This is a genomic window from Collinsella sp. wc0529 (genome assembly GCF_046116875.1).
GTDB lineage: Bacteria > Actinomycetota > Coriobacteriia > Coriobacteriales > Coriobacteriaceae > Collinsella.
Window position 1 is genome coordinate 372689 of record NZ_JBJXBO010000002.1, and the last position, 20075, is coordinate 392763.

The following is a 20075-nucleotide window of genomic DNA, read 5'->3' on the forward strand; positions in this document are numbered from 1 at the left end:
GCGCTACCTACCCAGCGTCTTGCGCACGTCGGCGAGCACGTCGGCGATATCGGCGCGAACGGCGAGTCCCCGATCCTCGATCGCACGGGGGAGAAACTGCGCCCTGTTGTTCACGGCGATGTAACTAGCCTGTGGCAACTGCGCTGTGAGGGCCCAGAACGGCTCCTGGATAAACGCGGGTGTCATGCGGCCCACGCCCAGCTCAAGGAAGAGAATCTTCTTCCGCGCGTGCGCGTCGAGCCAGTCGGACACCTTGCGGTACTGCTCCTCGTAGAGCTCGCCCTGCAGGAAGTTGCCGTAGCCGCGAACCCAAGGGAACGCCTCTGCCCCGCAGTGCGGGCAGCGTGGCACGAGTTCTGTCGGAGCCTCTAGGCCGTCTCCCATGGCCTCTACCATACGAGAGACCGGCTCGATGGCGTCCCATACCTCGTCGGTACAGCAACGGGAGCACTGGAAGAAGCGGTGGTCGCCCTGGATCTCTGCCACCTTCTCCCAAGGGTAGATTTTCATGAACTGCGTGTCCTGGTTGGTGGTGAGAACGAAGAAGTCTTTCTCGGTAAGAATGGCGTCGAGATCTTTGTAGGGCTCGCGCAACGGGGCGTTGAGCGTGGTGTCGAGGAAGGTGGCGAGGTATCCCCAGCGCGACTCGGCGGTGGGCCAGCGGTAGGACGACCCTTCAAAAGCGCCCCTGAAACCGTAGCGCTCGGCGAATTTGCCGAAATGCCTGCGATAGGTCGCGTTGTCCTCGTAGTAGAAGTCGCCGCCGCCCGCCGCGGAGAGCCCGGAGGCCCCGCCTACAAGCACGCAATCGGCTTCATCGATCATGCGGGCAAACGTTTCGATTTGCTGGTCGTAGGGCTCGGGCTCGCGGGCACTCAGCTCATAGGGCGTGCCGCCGGTGCGGTAGGCGGCCTGATGGGAAAACGATTGGTTGGTGAGTTCGATAACGAGCCGCTCGTATAGAGTCACTTGATACTCTCTTTCAACTACAATGAACAGGTGTCTATAAAAAGTATCAATGTTGATTTGCGTCAGAGCAATGAACAGTTTCGAGCTGCTGTCGATAAACGAGCGGCTTCTGGATATTGTTGAGCGCTGCAATTGGAGGGGCCATGGAATCGGGGAAGATCGATCGTCGCCGACGCTACACGCTCTCGGTTATACGGGAGGCGTTCTTTGCGCTGCTGACCGAGGTCGGCTTCGCGAAGATGACGGTGGCGGATATTTGCCGCTGCGCCGATATCAACCGCGGCACGTTCTATTTGCACTACGAGGACAAGTTCGCACTGCTCGACGCACTTATCGACGAGGCCCTGGCAGCGGCGCCCCCACTCGAGGGAACGGGGGCGGGGGCCCTCTGCCAGCGCCCACCGGCAAACGATGACTATTATCTGCTCTACTCGGATGACGACGCGTACGCCCGGGTGGCGCAGCGCGTCGTCGAGCGCGGCGCCGAGCAGATGGTTCCCTCGATCATGGAGGAGACCGGGCTTTCGCGCGAGGACGCTTATCTGCTCTTCGTTCACAACGTCCAAGGAAATCTCGCGGTCAACCGCCTGCTCGGTTGGAGGCGAGGGCCCGAGTTCGCCCACGCCCAGGAGCTGCTCAGCGCCTATTCCGAAGGGGGCATGCGGGCGGTATCGGCCCCTTGCACACCGATCGCGAATTAGAACATGATAGCGTCGTCGGCCGTGAAGGCATCAAGGGATCCCTGCTTGACCTGGATGCAGACGTATGTGATGCCCGAGTCGGATGCGGCGCGGAACTGACGGTGTGCGGCGGGGGAAATGCGCAGCCAGTCGCCGGCTGCAAGCTCGATTTCCTCACCGTCGATCGTGACCGAGCCAGCGCCTTCGAGCACGCCATAGATTTCCTCGTTTTCCTTGTGTGCGTGGACGAATGGAACGCCAGCGCCGGCGGGAAGATTGTTGACACTCACCTCTGCCCCGGTAAGCCCGAGCACTTCGTGCAGCTCGACACGGCTCTCATTACCGATGTGGGTCTTTGCATAATTGGCCATAATGGGTCCTCTCTTTGGGTTGATTTACCTTGCAGGCATCTCCTGCGTGAGTTATATTCAACGCGAAGGCGCATGCAAATACGAGTACGCACATATTTGTAACTGCGTACTTTTTGTGAAACCGGTATGGTCAAGGAGGTTGAGTCTCCCGTGATGGCGAAAGAGGAGCTTCCGGAGTGTCCGGTCGCAACGGCGGTAGCGCTCATTGGCGGCAAGTGGAAGTTGCTCATTATCCGTAACTTGCGCGTACGCCCCTGGCGTTTCAACGAGTTGCGCCGCGACCTTGAGGGGATCTCTCAGAAGGTGCTTACCGACAGCCTGCGACAGATGGAGGATGATGGGCTGGTCTTTCGCCATGACTATGGCGAGAATCCTCCCCGCGTTGAGTATGGCCTCACCGAGCTCGGCCGCCAGATGATGCCCATCATGGACTCGCTCGCAGACTTCGGCGCTTATTACAAGACGGTTGTTTCGTAGCGGACACGCTGCTTAGGGGGCGGAGAACCGCTACGAGTACGATAGCGATTCTCCTACGGCTGATGTCGTTCCCGCAGGATTAGAGCGGAAGGAGACTGCAATGGGGTTGTCCGCCCCACAAGAAGGCCCTCCCTTCCCGGTATGGCGCTGACATGCGCACGCTGGCTCAAACTGCTCGATGTGCGAAGTGTTGTTATGGCTTCACCCAGCCTGCGGACGCCCAATCATCCGCGCACCACATTCTGTCTGTGTGAATGGCGTATTTGTTTTAGCTAGCGGTTGCGACGCCTTGTTGCGGAAATACCAACTGCTGCAGCTGCGCCACCGGCAACACTCAGGGCGACAGCCATCGCACCGTTGTCGCCCGTCGCGGGTAGGGTGGTCCCGGCTGGTTTAACCGTCGCTACTGCCTTGGTGGAAACGGGATTTGCCGCGGGCTTTTCTGCCTTGGGCTGCGGTGTGGGCTCGGGCTTGGTTTCCGGTTCGGGTTTTACCTCTGGGTTCGGCTTAACGTCAGGGCTCGGCTCGGGATCGGTCACGTCGGTTGCAATCAAGTGCACGTCACTGTCGAAGACGTAGCGGATGTAGTAATCGTGCCGCGTCTCGTGCATAATCCCCTGCCCGCTGTCGAAGTCGCGGTCAACGTGTGTGCCAAGGTGGGTTGAGCTGATGAGGTTCAGCCTGTAAGGGATTTGGTCGTCGGCGTAGCCGCCTGTAAAGACTACGGTTGCTCTAACGTGATTGTCGATCATGGTCAGGGCAATAGAGACGCTGGCCTCTTTGGGGTTCTCGGTTTTTATAAGGCCTTCGGTATCGGTGTCGATCTTGAAGAGATGGACGGTGTCGTTAAGCCCGTAGATGAAGTCCTCGGGTTTGTCGGGGAAATCGTATACAAACGCCTCATTCTGGACCAACATGAAGGCAGGAGGGAACTCCAGGTCATAGTTATGGTCGACAACGGTGGTAGCTGTGAAATTGCCTTCCGTGTCGGCTTCGCTGCGGGTAATGGGCGTTACAGCATCAGTTTCGGGCATTTCAGTCGCCAGTGCTGCGCAGGGTAGCAAAAGCAGTCCTGCCACAAGAATGCTTACTCCGAAGGCGGCGATTCTGGCGTCTGCATGACGCTTGACGTCGCGGATAGACAGGCCAGTCCGTTTGCTATGGGTCTGCGGTGCAACATGCTGTCCATACATAAGACGCTCCTTGTTCGTAGGCCGGTTTCCGTGGATCTAAATTGCGCCTGGCCGATGCGGCTAGGCTCTTTCACGCGAACGCTTACGCGAGCAGGGAGAAAGCTCAAGCTAATTTTCCCACAGTCGATACTTTGCGAGCAACGATTTGCTGTTCAATTCTCGGAGAGAGAATCAAGGTGGCCGAGGAGTTATCAGGCAATGAGATTGTGTCTAGAGAACACGAACGAGAGATGCGATCTACAGACGACTGAATAGCTCCATCCGTTTTGGTTACAACGAAATGTGTGCCGCGCGCCTGCGGCATGAAGGAGGGAGATTTCTATGAATATCGTTGTGTTGAGTGGCAGCCCGCGCAAGGGCGCCAATACCGACACCATGGTCGAGGCGTTTGCCGAGGCCGCGCGTGAGGGCGGCAATACGGTCGAGGTCGTCCGTGTTGCCAGTAAGAAAATCGCTGGTTGCCTGGGGTGTCAGTATTGCTTCGCCCACGAGGGCACTTGCGTGCAGAAGGATGACATGGCCAACGTGATCGAGTCGCTGAAAGCCGCCGACATGGTTGTCTTCGCTTCGCCCATCTACTGGTTTGATATCACTGCGCAGGAGAAAGCCGCCATTGACCGCCTGTACGCCTTCGGTGCCACGGGATTTCCGTTCACCAAGACGGCTCTTTTGCTCGATAGTCACAGCGAGGGTGTCTATGACGCGGCGATCGCCATGTACAAGTCAACCTGCGCATACTGCAAGTGGGAGGACCAGGGCATTGTCACCATCAGCGGTATGACCGAGCGCGACAGCATGGTGTCGTCGCCCAAGTTGGAAGAGGTGCGAGAACTCGCTCGCAAGCTCGCCTAAGGGCAAGAAGAACGCATGGCAATCGGTGTTGGTGGAAAATGCTTGCTATCCTTACCAAGAGGAATGCTGATTGCCATGCGTTGATGCTTCCGCGGACAATTCCGGCGTGCTAAAACGCCTTCTCGTTCAAGAATTCCCTGAACGCGGGAATGTCAAAGCCAACGAGACCACGCCCGCGCTCTCCAATGACGCCGTCCTCCAGGAGGCGGCGTTTGTATTGGCTTGCGTAGTTGCTGGCGACGCCCATGCGTTTGGCTATCTCCGAGACCCTGCTGGGGCCAGAATCGGGCAGCATCGCGAGCAAAAACTCAATGTCTTTATCGGAAAGCTCCCGATAGGTCGTTTCGAGAATTCGATCGCGCAGCTCCATGCGGGCAAGCAGAGAGCCCTGCTGTACATCAGGTGCACTGATTTTGGGCGAGTTCTCCGAAACATCCCATGTGCGATATCCGACGAGCTGCATCATATAGGGAAATCCGTCGACGGCCTTCACGGCATCCTCGAGCGCTTCTGGCGTGATTGAGCGGCCTCCGGCCTCAACGGTTTTGCGGAATGCGTTTGCAATTTCAACGTCAGTGATTCGTCCCAACTGATGATATTGGGAACGCCTGAGGAACGAGACGGAATCGTTACGCAGCAACGCCGATACTTTGTAGGGCAGTCCTGCCATGAGTAGGGCAACTTTTTTACCTTCGCGTACAAAGTGCTGGTAAACAGAGGCAAATTGAAGCATTTCTTCGAGATCGACGGTGACTTCATCGATGGTGATGAGAAGTCCGATGTCATGTTTTTCGAGTTGCTTAAAGATGCCATTCATGCGCGTGCGCCAGTTGCCCTGAGCCTCTTGAGCATATGTCCAATCGATGCCCACTGGGCCAATTTGAACACCGTTTATGCGCGCGTGAGGCTGTGAGAGGTAGCTATCTGCGGCTTCTTTGGTTCGCTCGATAATATCTTCGAGCATGCCTGGCATGGCGGAGACATTTGCTGCGATCCAGCCGTGTTCAAGCGCCGTTTCTGAAAGGAGCGAGAGAAGCGCCGTCTTGCCCGTTCCCCTTGCGCCCGTAAAAATGGTCGACAGGTTGGGATCTCCCGGGCCGTTGATAAAGCCACGGTTGATGTCACGCAGAATATGCTCGCGACCCGCTAGAAAGGGAGGGACGCTTCCGAACGTCGGGGTAAAGGGGTTCTTGCTGTACTCCATGGTGGCTCCTTTGCAAGTTTTGCTAATTTTTGCAAGTTTTGCTAATTTTTGCAAGTTTTGCTAATGGCTTAACATGCCTTGTGCCGTGGGATTGCAGGAGTGAAAAACGGGGAGTTCTATTATTCCGACTACGTTGCAACGAGCGGGGCCCGGAGCGCGATGTTGCTGCGCTCCGGGCCCCGCCGTTTTGAGAGCTTATGGCGGTTCTGCCGTCGTCCTAGTCAAACAAACTCGGCATGTCGTTTTCTTTCATGAGGGCACCGGCGGAGGGCAGACTCTGCGCGGTGAACTTCTCGGCCGAGACGCCGGCGCCAAGAATCTCCTCGGTCGTGCCGACGGTGGTGACCGAGCGGCCCTTCTTGGCCGTAAAGGCCTGGACGCCCTGCGTGTTGGTGGTCGTCTTGGTCTTGAGCAGCGACGTGTTGAAATTCATCAGGCGGTAGTCGCTCGAGACCAGCGCGATGTCGCGATCTTCCTTGAGCACCTGGGCATACAGCAGCTTGCTGCCACCGTAGATGGCGTTCTTAAGGCGCTTGCGGTTGGTCTTGGTGACGTATCCGGCAAGTGCGACGCGCACCACGCGGCCGTTCTCAAAGACGAACAGCACGTCGGCCTTGTAGTCCTCGGGGTCGATGACCCAGATGACACTCTCGTCGGGTTCCATCTCAAGGTCAGTCGGCAGGTATGAGCCCAGCTGTGCCGACTTGGTATCCTCAAACGCCGCAACCTTGCACTTGTACACCTGGCTCTTGCTGGTAAAGACCAGCAGCTCGTGGGTGTTGGAGGACGGGAACTCGATAAAGGGTTTGTCGCCGTCCTTGTACTTAAGCGTGGTCGCCTTCTTGAGCACGCGGTCCGTCATCTTCTTAAGGTAGCCCTCGCGCGAGAGCATGATGGTGACCGGGTACTCCTCGACCTCGGGCTCCAAGCTTACCTCGATAACCTCATGGGGCTCGATCCTACCCGTGCGGCGCGGCATCACATATTTCTTGTTGACCGCGGCCAGCTCGTCGCTGATGACCTTCTTGATGTTCTCCTCGCTCGAGAGAATCTCCTCAAGCTCGGCAATCTCGCCCTCGAGCTTAGCGATGTCCTTGGTGCGGTTGAGGATGTACTCCTCGTTGATGTTGCGGAGCTTGAGCTCGGCAACAAACTCGGCCTGGGTCTCGTCGATATCGAAACCCTTCATAAGGTTGGGTACGACCTCGGCCTCGAGTTTGGTGCCGCGGATGATGGCGATGGCCTTGTCGATGTCGAGCAAGATGGCCTCGAGGCCGTGCAGCAGGTGCAGGCGCTCGGACTTTTTGCCCAGGTCAAAGTTAATGCGGCGGCGCGTGGACTGAATGCGCCACTTGACCCACTCGTGCAGGATCTGGCGCACGCCCATAACGCGAGGGTAACCATCGACCAGCACGTTGAAGTTGCACGAGAACGAATCCTGCAGCGTGGTCGAGCGATAGAGCTTGGCCATGAGCTTGTCGGGGTCGACACCGCGCTTAAGGTCGATGGCGATGCGCAAGCCCGAGAGGTCGGTTTCGTCGCGGATGTCAGCGATCTCCTTGACCTTGCCCTCTTTGGAGAGCTTGACGATGCGCTCGATGATGACATCGGTCTTGGTGGTGTAGGGAATCTCGTAGACCTCGATGATGCGCTCTTCGGGAATCCAGCGCCAGCGGGAGCGAATCTGGAAGCTGCCCAGGCCGGTCTCGACGATCTTCTCCATCTCCTCGCGGCGGTAGATGATCTCGCCGCCGGTCGAGAAGTCGGGCATGGGCATGTACTCGAGCAGATCGCAGTCGGGATCCTGCAGGTAGTGCATGGTGGCGGTGCAGACCTCGTTGAGGTTGAAACCACAGATGTCAGACGCCATGGCGACGCCGATGCCCTTATTGGCCGAGACAAGGATGTTGGGGAACGTGGTGGGCAGCAGGCGCGGCTCCTTCATGGCGCCGTCGTAACTGTCGACGAAGTCGACCGGGTCCTTGTCGATGTCCTTGAAGATCTCGGCGCTGATGGGGGAGAGCTTGGCCTCGGTGTAACGCGAGGCGGCGTAGCTCAGGTCGCCCGAATAATACTTGCCAAAGTTGCCCTTCGACTCAACGAACGGCGCGAGTAGCGCTTCGTTGCCCGTCGCCAGGCGCACCATCGTCTCGTAGATCGCGGCGTCGCCGTGCGGGTTGAGCTTCATGGTCTGGCCCACGATGTTGGCGCTCTTCTGGCGCTCGCCCTTGAGCAGACCCATCTTGTACATGGTGTAGAGCAGCTTGCGGTGCGAGGGCTTAAAGCCGTCGATCTCGGGGAACGCACGCGAGACGTTGACGCTCATGGCGTAGGGCATATAGTTGACCTCGAGCGTCTGCGTGATCGGCTGGTCGGTGACCTCGGAGTGCAGGCCGATGACGTTCTCGGCGTTGACCTGCTTTTTCTTTGGCTGGTTCTTCGTCTTCTTCTTTGCCACGATATCCTCTTGAACTTCTTAAGGGCCGTCGTTATCGATTTGCTGCTACTGCAGGTCCAACTGGTCCAGGTATTCCTTGCCGTGCTCCGAGATATGGCGCTTGCGGCCCGCCTCGTCGTTGCCCAGCAACAGGTTGAACATGGTTTCCATCTTGGTGACGTCCTCGGGCTCCACCTTGATCAGACGACGCGTCTCGGGGTTCATGGTGGTGAGCCACATCATGTCCGGATCGTTCTCACCAAGACCCTTGGAGCGGTTGATGGAGCACTTCTGGTCGCCAATCTCCTTGAGGATGCCGTTCTTCTCGAGCTCGGTGTAGGCAAAGTAGGTCTTCTCTTTGCAGTTGATCTCGTAGAGCGGCGATTCGGCGATATACACGTAACCCTCGTCGATAAGCGTGGGCACCAGGCGGTAGAGCATGGTGAGCACGAGCGTACGGATGTGATAACCGTCGACGTCGGCGTCCGTACAGATGATGACTTTGTTCCAGTTGAGGTTGTCCAGGTCAAAGGCGCCCAGGTTCTTGATACGCTTGTCTTTGATCTCCACGCCGCAGCCCAGCACGCGCATGAGGTCCATGATGATGTCGGACTTAAAGATGCGCGGATAGTCCTCCTTCAAGCAGTTGAGGATCTTGCCGCGGACGGGCATAACACCCTGGAACTCGGCATCGCGCGAGGTGCGAATGGCACCTGCTGCCGAGTCGCCCTCTACGATGTAGATCTCGCGGCGGCTCTTGTCCTTGGAGCGGCAGTCGATGAACTTCTGCACGCGGTTGGCCATGTCGGTCTTCTGCTGCAGGTTGGTCTTGATGCTCTGGCGCGTCTTTTCGGCGTTCTCGCGCGAGCGCTTGTTGATGAGCACCTGCTCCATGATCTTGTTGGCGGCGTCTTTGTTCTCGATCAAGTAGGTCGAAAGGCGCTCCTTAAAGAAGGCCGTCATAGCCTGCTGGATAAAGCGGTTATTGATGGCCTTCTTGGTCTGGTTTTCGTAGGACGTTTGGGTGGAGAAACAGTTGGTCACCAGCACCAGGCAGTCCTGGACGTCCTGCCATTTGATGCCGCTCTCGTTTTTGTTGTACTTGCCCTGTTGCTTAATGTAAGCATCGATGGCACTGGTCAGAGCGCTGCGGGCGGCCTTCTCGGGCGAACCGCCGTTCTCGAGCCATGACGAGTTGTGGTAGTACTCCTGCATCATGAAGGTGCGCGAGAAGCACATGCATGCGGTAATCTTCACGTTGTAGTCGGGCAGGTCCTCGCGGTCGCGACCGCGGCGGTCGGCCTCGATAAAGAAAGGCTCGGTGAGGTAGTCGGCACCGACCTTCTCGAGCACATAGTCCTCGATGCCCTTGGGGTAGCAAAAGTCCTCTTCGGAAAACTCGCCATCGTCGCCCTCGATGCGCAGACGGAAGGTCACGTTGGCGTTGACCACGGCCTGGCGGCGCATGGTCTCGCGATACCACTCGTGGGGAATGCTGATCGAGGTAAAGACCTCAAGATCGGGACGCCACTTGATGGTGGTGCCGGTACGGTCCTCATTGCTGGGCTCAATCTCGAGTGCCTTCTTTTTGGCGCCGACCACCTTGCCTTTCTTAAAGTGCAGGGAGTACTTGTTGCCGTCGCGCCAAACCGTGACGTCCATGTATTCGGAGGCGTACTGGGTCGCGCACGAGCCTAGGCCGTTGGTACCGAGCGAGAAGTCGTAGTCGCCGCCCTGGTTGTTGTTGTATTTGCCGCCGGCGTAGAGCTCGCAAAAGACGAGCTCCCAGTTAAAGCGCTTCTCGGAGGGGTTCCAGTCGAGCGGGCAGCCGCGGCCATTGTCCTCTACCTGGATAGAGCCATCGCGAAAGGCGGTAAGGGTGATGAGCTTGCCGTAGCCCTGGCGCGCCTCGTCAACGGCGTTGGACAGGATCTCGAAGGCAGCATGCGCGCAGCCGTCGAGTCCGTCCGAGCCAAAGATAACGGCGGGGCGCAGGCGTACGCGCTCCTCGTCCTTGAGCTGGCGGATACTGTCGTTACCATAGTTTGCGGTGTTTTTTGCCATACTCGCTCTCTCGGTGCTCCTTTGCTGCGTTTAAGTCATATAGATAGTCAAGGTAGCATAGCCCAGCCCACAGACGATTCCACCCAACACGAAATCCATCGAACAATCGTTCGAGCTTAGGCTGAAAAGAGCTTACTCGGACAAAACCGAGTCGGCTCTTTCCGAGTAAGTTTGAATAGCGAATCGAAATTGCTATGTCCGCATAGCGATGGCGGATATGGTTTCCGTAATGACAGATATAGTTGACATTGGCTGATAGATGCAATATATATGTGTCATATTGCAACGGATATCTGTCCATTACTACGAAAGGAACTCCATGCCGGGCAAAAAGAACCTACGCATGAAGGCGGCGCGCGCGGCGGTTGGCCTTTCGCAAGCTGACTTGGCCGAGGCCGTGGGCGTTACGCGCCAGACCATCGGCCTGATCGAGGCGGGCGGCTACAACCCCACGCTCAATTTGTGCGTGGCAATCTGTAAAGCGCTACGCGTTACGTTGAACGACTTGTTTTGGGAAGACGAGAGCGACGTCGGCCCTGACGCTCTTTAGGAGTTCGCTATGAAATTTGAAGATTTAAAACTCGTGCAAAAGTGGCGTGAATATGCCGGTCCAAAGGATGAGCGCCTGGAGGCTGAGAGCGCGAAGATCTACAAGATTGGTTTCGTGCTGCTTTCGTTTGGCATGTTGATGATCTTTTTCTACCAGTTTATAGCTCGACAGGTTGCGTGGGTTCACAGCGACGCCAGTGAAATGCCGCATGGCTTTGCAACGCCGTTTGAGGCGGCCATGTATTTGTGGCTCGTTCTCGTGATGTTGATTTGCGCAGGACTGCAAACGCGGAAGGGCTATGTCGATACCAATCGTTTTGGGCAAACCGAGCATCTTCCTGTTGGATATTTCCTGCTTGTCAGCGGTCTTAGCGGCGCCGCGTTCGCGCTTGTTATTGCCGCAATGCGCTGTATCGCTGAGGCGCAGATCGTACCGCTCGAAAGCGTCTTTTGGTTGGCGAACCTGGCCACGGGCGTGTTCTGCGGTGCGACGATTTCCGCGGCCACGTTTGCTGCCCTGTGCGCAACGTTTTTCACGGCGAAAAGACGCCGTGCCAAGCTCGAGACAGAACTCGACTCCACTGACGATATCTAATGCGTAATGGGCCGGCTCTGGGTATCCAGAACCAGCCCTTTTTGATGTTCGATGAGCCGAGTCGGCGTCTCTCACAAAAGTAACTAGGGGCTAGCGAGGTCTATCCGAATTGGCCTCATTGGCGGTGTCGGTTTCGAGCGCCGTGCGGCGGGTGCTGTAGGCGACGAGGCCGGCGCCAGCCGCGGCGAGTGCTGCTGCGGCTGCGGTTAGGGGAGCGTTGGCATCGCCCGTGCCCGCAAGCGCGCCCGCTTTTCCGGAGCGCTTGTTATTGCCGTGATCCTTGCCGCTGCCAGAGCCACTGCCGCCACCTGAGCTGCTTCCGCCGGAGCCGCCGCCCTTGTCAGTACCGCCGCCACTCGAGCCGCCACTGCCGTCCGCCGTCATCGGGGCGTCGTGAAGTCCTGTCGTATCCGCGCTGTCGCATACGCCGACCTGAACTTCTGAGCGTTCGCATGCCGCGTCGGGCACATGAAGCTCGTGCAGTACGGCACCCAGCGCCGAGTTTGCGCCCGGTCGAATTTCCTCGAGCGTTACGGGATCGAGCGCCACCAGATTACGCGCCTTCGCATACAGCGTTACGCGTTTGCCCACTTCGTCGCTCCAACTCTCGGGGATGGCGAAGCTCATACGGAACTGTGCCGTGCAACCCGGTGCCAGCACGGCGTTGCCGTTGTCGGCTACCAGCGGGTGCGTTGCAAAACGTGCGCCCAGCGTCTCGAGCGCGTACTTCACGTGTGCCATGTCGTTGGCCGAAGCGTCCTCGGCAAGCTCTGGATCGTAGATTGAAGCCATGCGTGCTTTCACTCCGAATCCGATGGATGCGCTGGAGAACGGCTGGCTGGAGCCCTCTCGGTACAGATCGATCGTGCCGGCGGTCAGCAAGGTGTTGCCGTCGTTTCGCACCGTGACCATGAAGGATTCGCCTGCTGCTCCGGGCACCACCGCGCCCGAGGTAGCAACGGCGCCCGTCGGAGTGGCACACGCCACCAAGGGCACTTCGATGCCGTGTAGCTCTGCCTCGCTCTTCTCCGCGCTCACAATGTGCGTGGCGAGCGCGGAGAGCATGCCTCCCGACGTCAAAAATGTCGTTATCTGATCGACGGGATGGTCCAGCTCGCACATCACGAACGGCTCCGTGAACAGATCGCCTGCCAAGGTGCTGGCGAAGATGCGGAAGTGCTTACCCATCACTGCTACCGGGTTGCCTTCTTCGTCGTAGGTTTGTCCCACCTTGCCATCGGTGTTCTCTACATAGAGCACGCACCTGCCGTTGTTGCTTACGCTAAACGATGCCGGGCCACAGCCTGCGGCACCCACGGGCTGCGTTGCAAATGCCGATGCGCCTCGCGTCCAAGTAATATGCTGCAGTTGTTCGTTGACGGTGGCCAAAAAGCCCGTGTGCTGCGGCCATGGCACCGCACGGGGCACCGCGGCGTCCGGCGGCATAACGCCCCAGCCCGCGATAGACTGGCCGATCACGGCGTACGATGCACAGCCGCAACCGTTTGCGGTCTCGTATGCAACGGGCACCACCATTTTGCCGTTGATATTCTCGGGCTCACCCAGCTCGATACTCGACGGTGCTTGCGGAAAGCGGAGAACTTGGCGGAACGTCAGGCTATCGCCCGAAACGTCCGACCACAGGGTAAAGCACTCCAGCACAACCTCAGCCTCGCTGCCGAGCGCCTTTTCTGCGGTGATTCCGCGGCGGTGGAGGTAGGCGCCCGACAGACGCCCGTCGACCAGCGTCTTGCCCACCGTGATACGCGGGCACTGCAGACAATGGTAGCCATCCTCTTGCAGGCGGCCGCGCGAAATGCTGCGCCATGACGTATGCGACACCACGCGAACTCCGCCGTTGCTTATGCGCAGGCGCACAACGGACAGTATGCCGGCTGTGCTTGCCATATCGAAAAGGGTGTCGTCGCCGGCGGGGCGCTCGCCCGAGACCAGCAGCACGTAGGCGTCCTGGTTTCCTCTTCCGTCCGTATATTCCACTACGTCGAAGTCGTAATCGTATATGCTGTCGCGCTCCACGTCGCCCTCGCCAAACCCAAGGGGAAAGTCCACGGGCGTGGGGGCGGACCACGTGCCGTTTGTCTTTGTGTGCACCACCAGGCGCGAGCGACCATTGTCGCCGTAGCGCACCGAAGCGATACGGAACAAGCACTCCACGCCGGCGATCATCGCCAGCTTCATGTGGGCTTCGCTGAGCACGCCAGCAAACAGCACGTTGTCGCTCGAGGGTTTGATGCCGCCACGCTCGTCCTCCGACACGCCGGCAGAATTGGCGTTGGGGTCCGCAACGGCGTTCGTTGCCTGACCGATGTAGGTGTACTCATACATCGGCGCGGCGTTTTCGTCGTTTTCCATCAGTGCGTGGACGAAGTGCTCGATCTGTCCCGTGTCGTCGCTTTCTACATCCGCCTCGAGCTCAATGCGCGTGACCGACCGGTCCCAATCGCGTACGGTAGGCGCGACATTCCTTGCAGTGGCTTTAACCTCGGCGCGTGCGAGCAGCTCGGCGTTGGTGACGATGGTGGCCGATGCGATAAATTGCGGCACGCCGCCCGCCTCAATGTTGCCGGCCGAGCCGAAGCGGGCATCCAGCGTATAAGGCGTATCTCCACCCAATGCGAGCTCAGAGCGCTGGAGCACATACTGGTCGCCATTGTTCACCGACATATTCCACGAATCGATGAGTGTGGGCCACGACCCCGACCAAGCCTTGGTGGTCCACTTGAACATTACGAACTGGAGTATCACATCGACATCGACGTCTGCACCTACGCGCAGTCGCGGAAGCTGGTGTCCATCTGTCTTCTCGTACCCAATGAACAGCGTGAGGGATGCGGCGCCGCGCACGGCAGACGAAGCGACGCCTGCAACACCGGCGCCAAAGGTGACGGCAAGCCCGATCTGGATGGTGAACGAGCCCGACGTGTTGGAATAGTCGAGCGAAATGTTCTTGAAAAACGCCGCGCCGCTGCCGTGCGTGTGGGCACCCACGGCGAGCGCCAGCTTCGCCAGCACCCAGGGGTTGACGTTTAGGAAAAACGGCACCGGTCCTAGGGTAAACTGCTCGGTCCAATTGAGGTCGGTTCTTACTTGAAAGAGCGCCTTAATATTGCCGTATGCGGGGTCGTTGTTGTTACCCCAGGTTTTGCCCACCCAATCGTAGGCGAGCGAGCCGTACAGCTGCGTGGCGATATCCATCGTGAACAGCGGCGTGCAATGGTGGCGAAGGAGCTTGGTGTTTCTTGAATCGGTGCCCGAACCGGCACTCATACTTTTGTACTGATTCCACTTCCCCTCCATCTCGTCGAGGTAGCGGTTTGCCTGCTTGGCGCCCGACTCGCGCGGCGATTTCTTCCAGTATTCCGGATCAGGGTTGCCCGAATCGTTCATATAGCTGGCTGGTTTGTATCCTCCGCCGAACAGCACGTATCCAGCAAACGAGAAATCGAAGAGAATCGGAAATGTGGGCATCCAACACGTGAACTTATTGCCGCCGATGCCGGGAAACGCTGCGGGGAAATCAAACGGAGTGATCTCTTGGTCCATGGTGGTGGGGACGATAGTGGTCGATCCGGATTCCGCCTTTGCCGCCGGCGCGGTAGCAACGGCCATGGGGGAGGAGAGCGTGTAGGTTTTGCCCTGGTAGTCGAGGACAAAGCGCAGCTTGCATCCTTCTTCCAGAAGGCTCGACGCTGCATCGAGGAACTTGTCTTCGAGTGTGAACGTCGCCAGATTGTCCGAACCCGATGCGCTGGCCTTGACTTGGCCAATCTGCGTGACGGTTTCGGGTGAACTGCCCGCGGCGGGCGTCACTTTGTTGATGCGCAGCGTTGCCTGTCCACCCTGTGGCAGATGTGCCTGCACGGTAAAGGCGTGCGTATCGGGCTGCTCGTTTGCTGTGTCGTCCTTCGGCAATGCCATGAACGTAGCATCGGCGTACTGGATGTCCCATTCGTTGAACGTGAGCTGTCGAAAGTACGGCTCGCCGTCGGAAAGCGGACGCGTGGGCGTGGTTATGGCGGTGCCGCCCTGAATACGCGCAAGGGGAATCTCGACATCACGGTAGCCCGCCATGCTAATGGAGATGCCGCCGTTAAAGTCGTACGCGTCGAGAAGCGTTGCCTCGTCCACGTAGCCTTCCGAAAGAGGGGCGACCTCAAAGATGGCCGTACCCTCGTCGTCGGTAGTGGCGGTGAGCTGCTTGCCTGCGGCATAGCGCGATGTGAGCGTGACCTGGGCCCCCGTGATGGGCGTATTCTTGTTGGCGACGTCGACCACGACCACACCAAACATGGTGCGCGAGAGCACCAAGACCTTGAAGGGATCATCTTCGTCGGCGTATGCCTCGGCGGGGGCGAACGGCAATATGAAGGCGTTTGCGCTTCCCGGCACGCGCGGCAACATAATGCTCGCCAGCGAGGACGCTCCGGCAACAAGTAACGAACGGCGATCAAGCATCTTTGGCTCCCATCCCGCAGGTATCGGTGGAAATAATCCAATTTTGCGAGAAGGCGCCCCGTGGCGGTAGTGCCGTTCAAGGGTCAAAATGTCCAAATTGATCGAGCGAAGCGCCGGGTTCCGGAACGCGTTCGATGCGCTTGGTAGTCCGGTCGCTAACGTAACATATGCGCGACCAGCTCGGCGCGTGTGCCGATGCCAAGTTTTGCGTATACGCCGGATAGGCGGTTTTTGACGGTGCCCGGCGATACTCCCATATGGCGTGCGATTTCGGCGTTGGTCCACCCACGACAGGCGAGCATGGCCATGGTGAATTCCGTGGTCGTTAGATCGTCGGCAACGTCCTCGCCCGAATCGGGGTTGTGGATGCGCCGCCAGCCGTAGCTGAAGCGGTACGTGATCTCGATGATGCGCGCGAAGTCGTCAGGGTATTGCGTTTTTAGGCATGCCTCGATAAGCCCCTGTAAAAGGCCGTGATGCTCGCCAATGAGCTCGATAAGGCCGTCGGGACGCGCAATGTTCCAAGCAACTCCGAAGTGCGTTTTTGCGGCGTCGATGTCCTTGAGGCTCATGCATGCCATGGAAGCTGCCAGGTGCAGGAACAGTTCCGAGATCGGATAGCTCCCTTGTTTCATGATCAGGGCGTTTTCCGCCATGCCCAGACTGCGGCCATATTCGCCGCGCAGGTACAGGGCATGCGCCATCACGTAACTGGCGAACAGGCGCAGGCCTTCGGGCAGATGCGCCGCAAGTGGATAAAACTCTTCGGCAGAATACGGGGAAGGCAAGTGCAGCAGGACGCTCGCGGCGGAGGCGAACAGGATATGCGTGGCGTGGACGGCGGGCGATTCCTCGTCGGCCGGTGTATCGAGGATGCCCGCAAGGCAACGGCGGGCATCGGCGATACGGTTGAGCGACAGACTGGCGTATCCGCAGATAAAGCATGCGGAATAGCGCAGTGCGGGATCGGTGGCGTCAAGATAGGGGCGTGCTGTCTCGGCAGCGAGGGCGGCCTGTCCGCGAAAGTACAGCGCTTCTGCCGTGGCGATGGCGCGCGAATCGGGGTCGGAAATGCCTGCAACCGCAGCGTCAATCTGCCCCGGCACAAAGGCGGTGCACATCAACGGCATGGGAACGCGTGGGTAGCCATCGCAGTCCATCTTCCATCTCCCAACAGCTGGCAACAATAGCAGCAATTGTACTCCTGTTGCTCGGGACCCCTTTCGTTTTACTGTTCGGTTAACGCTGCGGATCGTTTTGGAAGGCTTACGAGCATGGTGGTCCCGTTCTCAGAACTTGCTTCGACCTCTACCGTGCCACCGTGAAGCGTTGCAATCTCCCAAACGAGCGCTAGTCCGAGTCCTGCACCGCCGTATGCCCTGCTGCGGGATTTGTCTAGACGAAAGAACGGCTGGAAGATGCTCTCACGGTACTGCTTGGGTATTCCCGGGCCCTGGTCCTCGACTCGCAGGAACACATGGCTGTCGTTGTCGCAGATGGAGACGTTGACAGTCGAGCCGGTGCGGCTGTAACGGATGGCATTTTCGACCAGGTTAAACACCAGCCGATAGAGGAGCGTGTCGCTCCCGATTACTAAAGCGTCTCCAGCACAATTGAGGGCTATGCCCTTATTTTCGGCAAGTGGCGCAAGGTCGGTGAGGACCTCTTCGGACAAAGGACCAAGTTCCACATCGTCCTCGCAAGGGACGCTGCGGAGCTCACTCATCTCAAGCAATACCTTGGCCATTCGAGACATGCGCTCGGTTTGTTCTTGTAGCAGGCCGAGCAGCTCGGCTGTTTCGGGTTGCAAACCGGAGTGCTCGGAGATGAATAGTTCAATCTGTGCTTGCATAAGGGCGAGCGGGGTGCGCAGCTCGTGTGCGGCGTTGCCGGTAAACTGACGCTGTGCAGAGAATCCTTCGCCAAGACGAGTGATCATGTCGTTGAAAGAGGCGCTGCATCGTTGTAGCTCGGTGGGCACATCTTCATTGAGTCTGATTTCGCTTAGGTTGTCAGGCTGCACACGCTCAACCTGGGCTGCAAAAGCCCGTAGCGGTTTGAGTGCACGGCCGCTCACAAAGTATGCCAGCGCGCCGCCAAGGAGTGTGACTCCAGCCGTGATGTACCAGGCTGTCGTGCCAAAAGACTCCTGTGCGTCGTTTACGACGATCGTGACCTCGTCATCGAGACTCCCCTTCGTTGGGTCAAACGCCTGAGGTGCATCTACGCCGGCTGCGCTAAGGGCCGAGATGTCACTGCCGATGGCATCCATGTAGCGCATGCCCGTATAGCCGACCAGGCAGTTTGTCAGCACGCATGCTGCACACGTGAGCAGTGCCGTCATAATCGTTATGCGCCATTGCAGCGAAAACCTTTTCATTCGCTATCCTCCATAACGTAGCCCTCTCCAATCCGATTGCGAATCGGGTCGTACCCCAAAGCGATGCGTAGCTTTTTGCGGAGTGACGAGATGTGAACGCGGATTGCGTTGCTAAAGCTGTTCACGCTGCTATCCCAAACGTGCTCGATAAGCTCCTCTTGACTTACCGGACGCCCCTGATTAAGCATCAGGTATTCCAAGATTCCCGTTTCCTTGCGCGTAAGAGATAAAGCCTCGCTGTCCACGGAAGCGATGCGCGCCTTGGTGTCAAAGCGGAGCTTTCCGCAGGTTAATACTATGTCGCTTTGTGCAAAGCGCCTGAGGGTAAGGCTGCGGATCCTTGCCGCAAGCTCGTCAAGATGAAACGGCTTGGTAAGGTAATCGTTGGCGCCGGCATCGAGTCCGGCGACCTTGTCGGCGACCTCGCCGCGTGCGGACAGAATCAGTACCTTGGTCTCGCAGTCGGTTTTCCTAAGTTCCCTGAGCACGGTCATGCCATCGATACGGGGAAGGTTGAGGTCGAGTACCACGAGGTCAAAGACTTCGACGCCCAGCAGGTCGAGCGCCTCCTGTCCGTCGTGGCAGCAGTCGACGCTGTACGCCAAGTTTCGCAAGCTGCGCGCGATTGCATCGCACAGCGCTCGCTCGTCTTCGACGATCAAAATACGCATAACAGTCTCCTTGCACATTCCAAATCGCGCTTAACACGGATTTTATAGTCGATATGGTCCAATGGTCGCGTAACGAAAGGAGTGGTCAGGTTGTTCAAAGCGGTAAAGCCCGTGGTACAGGTCGCTTTGTTGATCGTCGGAATTGCCATGGTGTGCTTTGGTGTTATGCGTGGCGAGGCGGATGCCGTGCTGGCCAAAGCGATTAGGCTGTGCTTGGAGTGTATCGGAATTGGATAAAAGAGAAAACACTGCGTCGCATGTTTTGGCCCGATTTCGCGGATTCATTCAGGCGGCGACGACGCCGGTCACCAACATTCACCTGCCAAACTTTGCCAAAGGCGGCATCTATCAGGGCGCGGGAAAAACAGTCTGCGTACCTGGACTTAATTGCTATTCGTGCCCCGCGGCATCGGGTGCGTGCCCCATCGGGTCGTTCCAGTCGGTGGTAGGTTCATCCAAGTTCAACTTTTCTTACTATGTTACCGGTACGCTCATTTTGCTCGGCGTGCTGCTGGGACGCTTTGTATGCGGCTTTCTGTGCCCGTTTGGCTGGCTGCAGGAGCTGCTTCATAAGATTCCCGGCAAAAAGTTCTCCACGAAAAAGCTCAAGCCGCTCACGTACATCAAGTACGTCGTGCTGCTGTTTGCCGTGGTGCTGCTGCCCGTCTTGGTGGTTAACGACGTGGGCATGGGCGACCCGTTCTTTTGTAAGTACATCTGTCCACAGGGTGTGCTCGAGGGCGCCATTCCGCTGGCCATTGCCAACGCCGGCATTCGATCTGCGCTGGGGCAGCTCTTTACCTGGAAACTTGCCGTTCTCATTGCCGTGGTAGTGCTGAGCGTTTTGTTCTATCGCCCCTTCTGCAAATGGATTTGTCCACTTGGCGCATTCTATGCGCTCATGAATAGGGTGTCCCTACTGGGGATTCGGGTTGACGCATGCAAATGTGTCTCGTGCGGCAAGTGTTCAAGGGTTTGTCAGATGGACGTTGATGTGGTCCGCGCGCCCAATCATGCCGAATGTATCCGGTGCGGAAAGTGCATCGGGGCCTGTCCCGTCGATGCCATCAGCTATCGCTATGGCCTGGATGTGTCGGCGGAAAAGCTTCCCTTGACCGCCGATAAAAAGTAAACAAGCTTCGACAAAACGGAGGAAT

The 20075-nt window shown here is 58.1% G+C and carries 17 protein-coding genes; 7 read left to right on the plus strand and 10 right to left on the minus strand.

Going from position 1 to position 20075, the window contains the following annotated elements:
• Nucleotides 1–3: 3 nt before the first annotated feature.
• The gene (locus ACKUTP_RS08260) at nt 4–969 is read right to left on the minus strand and encodes an NAD-dependent protein deacetylase (RefSeq protein ID WP_409064054.1); all 966 of its coding nucleotides are present in this window, start codon (nt 967–969) and stop codon (nt 4–6) included.
• A 143-nt stretch (nt 970–1112) separates the two neighbouring features.
• Between ACKUTP_RS08260 and ACKUTP_RS08265 the strand changes: the two genes are divergently transcribed.
• Nucleotides 1113–1670 carry a TetR/AcrR family transcriptional regulator gene (locus ACKUTP_RS08265; protein ID WP_409064055.1) on the plus strand — a complete coding sequence of 186 codons (558 nt, stop codon included), beginning with the start codon at nt 1113–1115 and terminating at the stop codon, nt 1668–1670.
• Here ACKUTP_RS08265 and ACKUTP_RS08270 read toward each other — a convergent pair.
• On the minus strand, nt 1667–2020 hold the full coding sequence (locus ACKUTP_RS08270) for a cupin domain-containing protein (RefSeq protein WP_195361425.1): 354 nt from the start codon (nt 2018–2020) through the stop codon (nt 1667–1669). The two genes, ACKUTP_RS08265 and ACKUTP_RS08270, sit on opposite strands and share 4 nt — an antisense overlap.
• A 150-nt stretch (nt 2021–2170) precedes the next feature.
• Between ACKUTP_RS08270 and ACKUTP_RS08275 the strand changes: the two genes are divergently transcribed.
• On the plus strand, nt 2171–2497 hold the full coding sequence (locus ACKUTP_RS08275; protein WP_346971978.1) for a helix-turn-helix domain-containing protein: 327 nt from the start codon (nt 2171–2173) through the stop codon (nt 2495–2497).
• 272 nt (nt 2498–2769) lie between these two features.
• On the opposite strand, the gene ACKUTP_RS08280 is transcribed toward ACKUTP_RS08275, so the two are convergent.
• Entirely contained in the window at nt 2770–3690 is a 921-nt protein-coding gene (locus ACKUTP_RS08280; RefSeq protein WP_409064056.1) for an LPXTG cell wall anchor domain-containing protein, read from the minus strand.
• A gap of 321 nt (nt 3691–4011) precedes the next feature.
• Here ACKUTP_RS08280 and ACKUTP_RS08285 point away from each other — a divergent pair, with 321 nt between their 5' ends.
• The gene (locus ACKUTP_RS08285) at nt 4012–4542 is read left to right on the plus strand and encodes a flavodoxin family protein (protein WP_409064057.1); all 531 of its coding nucleotides are present in this window, start codon (nt 4012–4014) and stop codon (nt 4540–4542) included.
• A gap of 109 nt (nt 4543–4651) precedes the next feature.
• Here ACKUTP_RS08285 and ACKUTP_RS08290 read toward each other — a convergent pair whose 3' ends face one another.
• From ACKUTP_RS08290 to ACKUTP_RS08300, 3 genes are all read right to left on the minus strand, one after another.
• Nucleotides 4652–5746, minus strand: coding sequence for an ATP-binding protein (locus ACKUTP_RS08290; RefSeq protein ID WP_161160552.1), 1095 nt, complete (start codon nt 5744–5746; stop codon nt 4652–4654).
• A gap of 217 nt (nt 5747–5963) precedes the next feature.
• A complete protein-coding gene (locus tag ACKUTP_RS08295) occupies nt 5964–8204 on the minus strand; it encodes a DNA gyrase subunit A (protein WP_409064058.1) in 2241 nt (746 codons plus the stop codon).
• A 45-nt stretch (nt 8205–8249) separates the two neighbouring features.
• Entirely contained in the window at nt 8250–10247 is a 1998-nt protein-coding gene (locus tag ACKUTP_RS08300; protein WP_409064059.1) for a type IIA DNA topoisomerase subunit B, read from the minus strand.
• 319 nt (nt 10248–10566) lie between these two features.
• Here ACKUTP_RS08300 and ACKUTP_RS08305 point away from each other — a divergent pair, with 319 nt between their 5' ends.
• Complete coding sequence (locus ACKUTP_RS08305; protein WP_409064060.1) at nt 10567–10797, plus strand: helix-turn-helix transcriptional regulator; 231 nt, start codon at nt 10567–10569, stop codon at nt 10795–10797.
• A 9-nt stretch (nt 10798–10806) separates the two neighbouring features.
• Nucleotides 10807–11391: a hypothetical protein gene (locus ACKUTP_RS08310; RefSeq protein WP_409064061.1), complete on the plus strand. Its 585-nt coding sequence runs from the start codon at nt 10807–10809 to the stop codon at nt 11389–11391.
• A 90-nt stretch (nt 11392–11481) separates the two neighbouring features.
• Here the strand turns inward: ACKUTP_RS08310 and ACKUTP_RS08315 are convergent, their stop codons facing one another.
• The 4 genes from ACKUTP_RS08315 to ACKUTP_RS08330 form a co-directional block, all read right to left on the minus strand.
• Nucleotides 11482–15867 (minus strand): hypothetical protein, encoded by a 4386-nt coding sequence (locus ACKUTP_RS08315; protein WP_409064062.1) that lies wholly within the window; start codon nt 15865–15867, stop codon nt 11482–11484.
• A 155-nt stretch (nt 15868–16022) separates the two neighbouring features.
• On the minus strand, nt 16023–17027 hold the full coding sequence (locus ACKUTP_RS08320) for a helix-turn-helix transcriptional regulator (protein WP_409064063.1): 1005 nt from the start codon (nt 17025–17027) through the stop codon (nt 16023–16025).
• A 68-nt stretch (nt 17028–17095) separates the two neighbouring features.
• Nucleotides 17096–18247: a sensor histidine kinase gene (locus ACKUTP_RS08325; RefSeq protein ID WP_409064064.1), complete on the minus strand. Its 1152-nt coding sequence runs from the start codon at nt 18245–18247 to the stop codon at nt 17096–17098.
• The gene (locus ACKUTP_RS08330; protein WP_409064065.1) at nt 18244–18918 is read right to left on the minus strand and encodes a response regulator transcription factor; all 675 of its coding nucleotides are present in this window, start codon (nt 18916–18918) and stop codon (nt 18244–18246) included. Before ACKUTP_RS08330 ends, ACKUTP_RS08325 begins: the two co-directional genes overlap by 4 nt.
• A gap of 90 nt (nt 18919–19008) precedes the next feature.
• Here ACKUTP_RS08330 and ACKUTP_RS08335 point away from each other — a divergent pair, with 90 nt between their 5' ends.
• Together ACKUTP_RS08335 and ACKUTP_RS08340 are read left to right on the plus strand one after the other, a co-directional pair.
• Nucleotides 19009–19155, plus strand: coding sequence for a CD1871A family CXXC motif-containing protein (locus ACKUTP_RS08335; RefSeq protein ID WP_040219972.1), 147 nt, complete (start codon nt 19009–19011; stop codon nt 19153–19155).
• On the plus strand, nt 19148–20050 hold the full coding sequence (locus ACKUTP_RS08340) for a 4Fe-4S binding protein (protein ID WP_409064066.1): 903 nt from the start codon (nt 19148–19150) through the stop codon (nt 20048–20050). The genes ACKUTP_RS08335 and ACKUTP_RS08340 overlap by 8 nt, the downstream gene beginning before the upstream one ends.
• Nucleotides 20051–20075 lie beyond the last annotated feature (25 nt).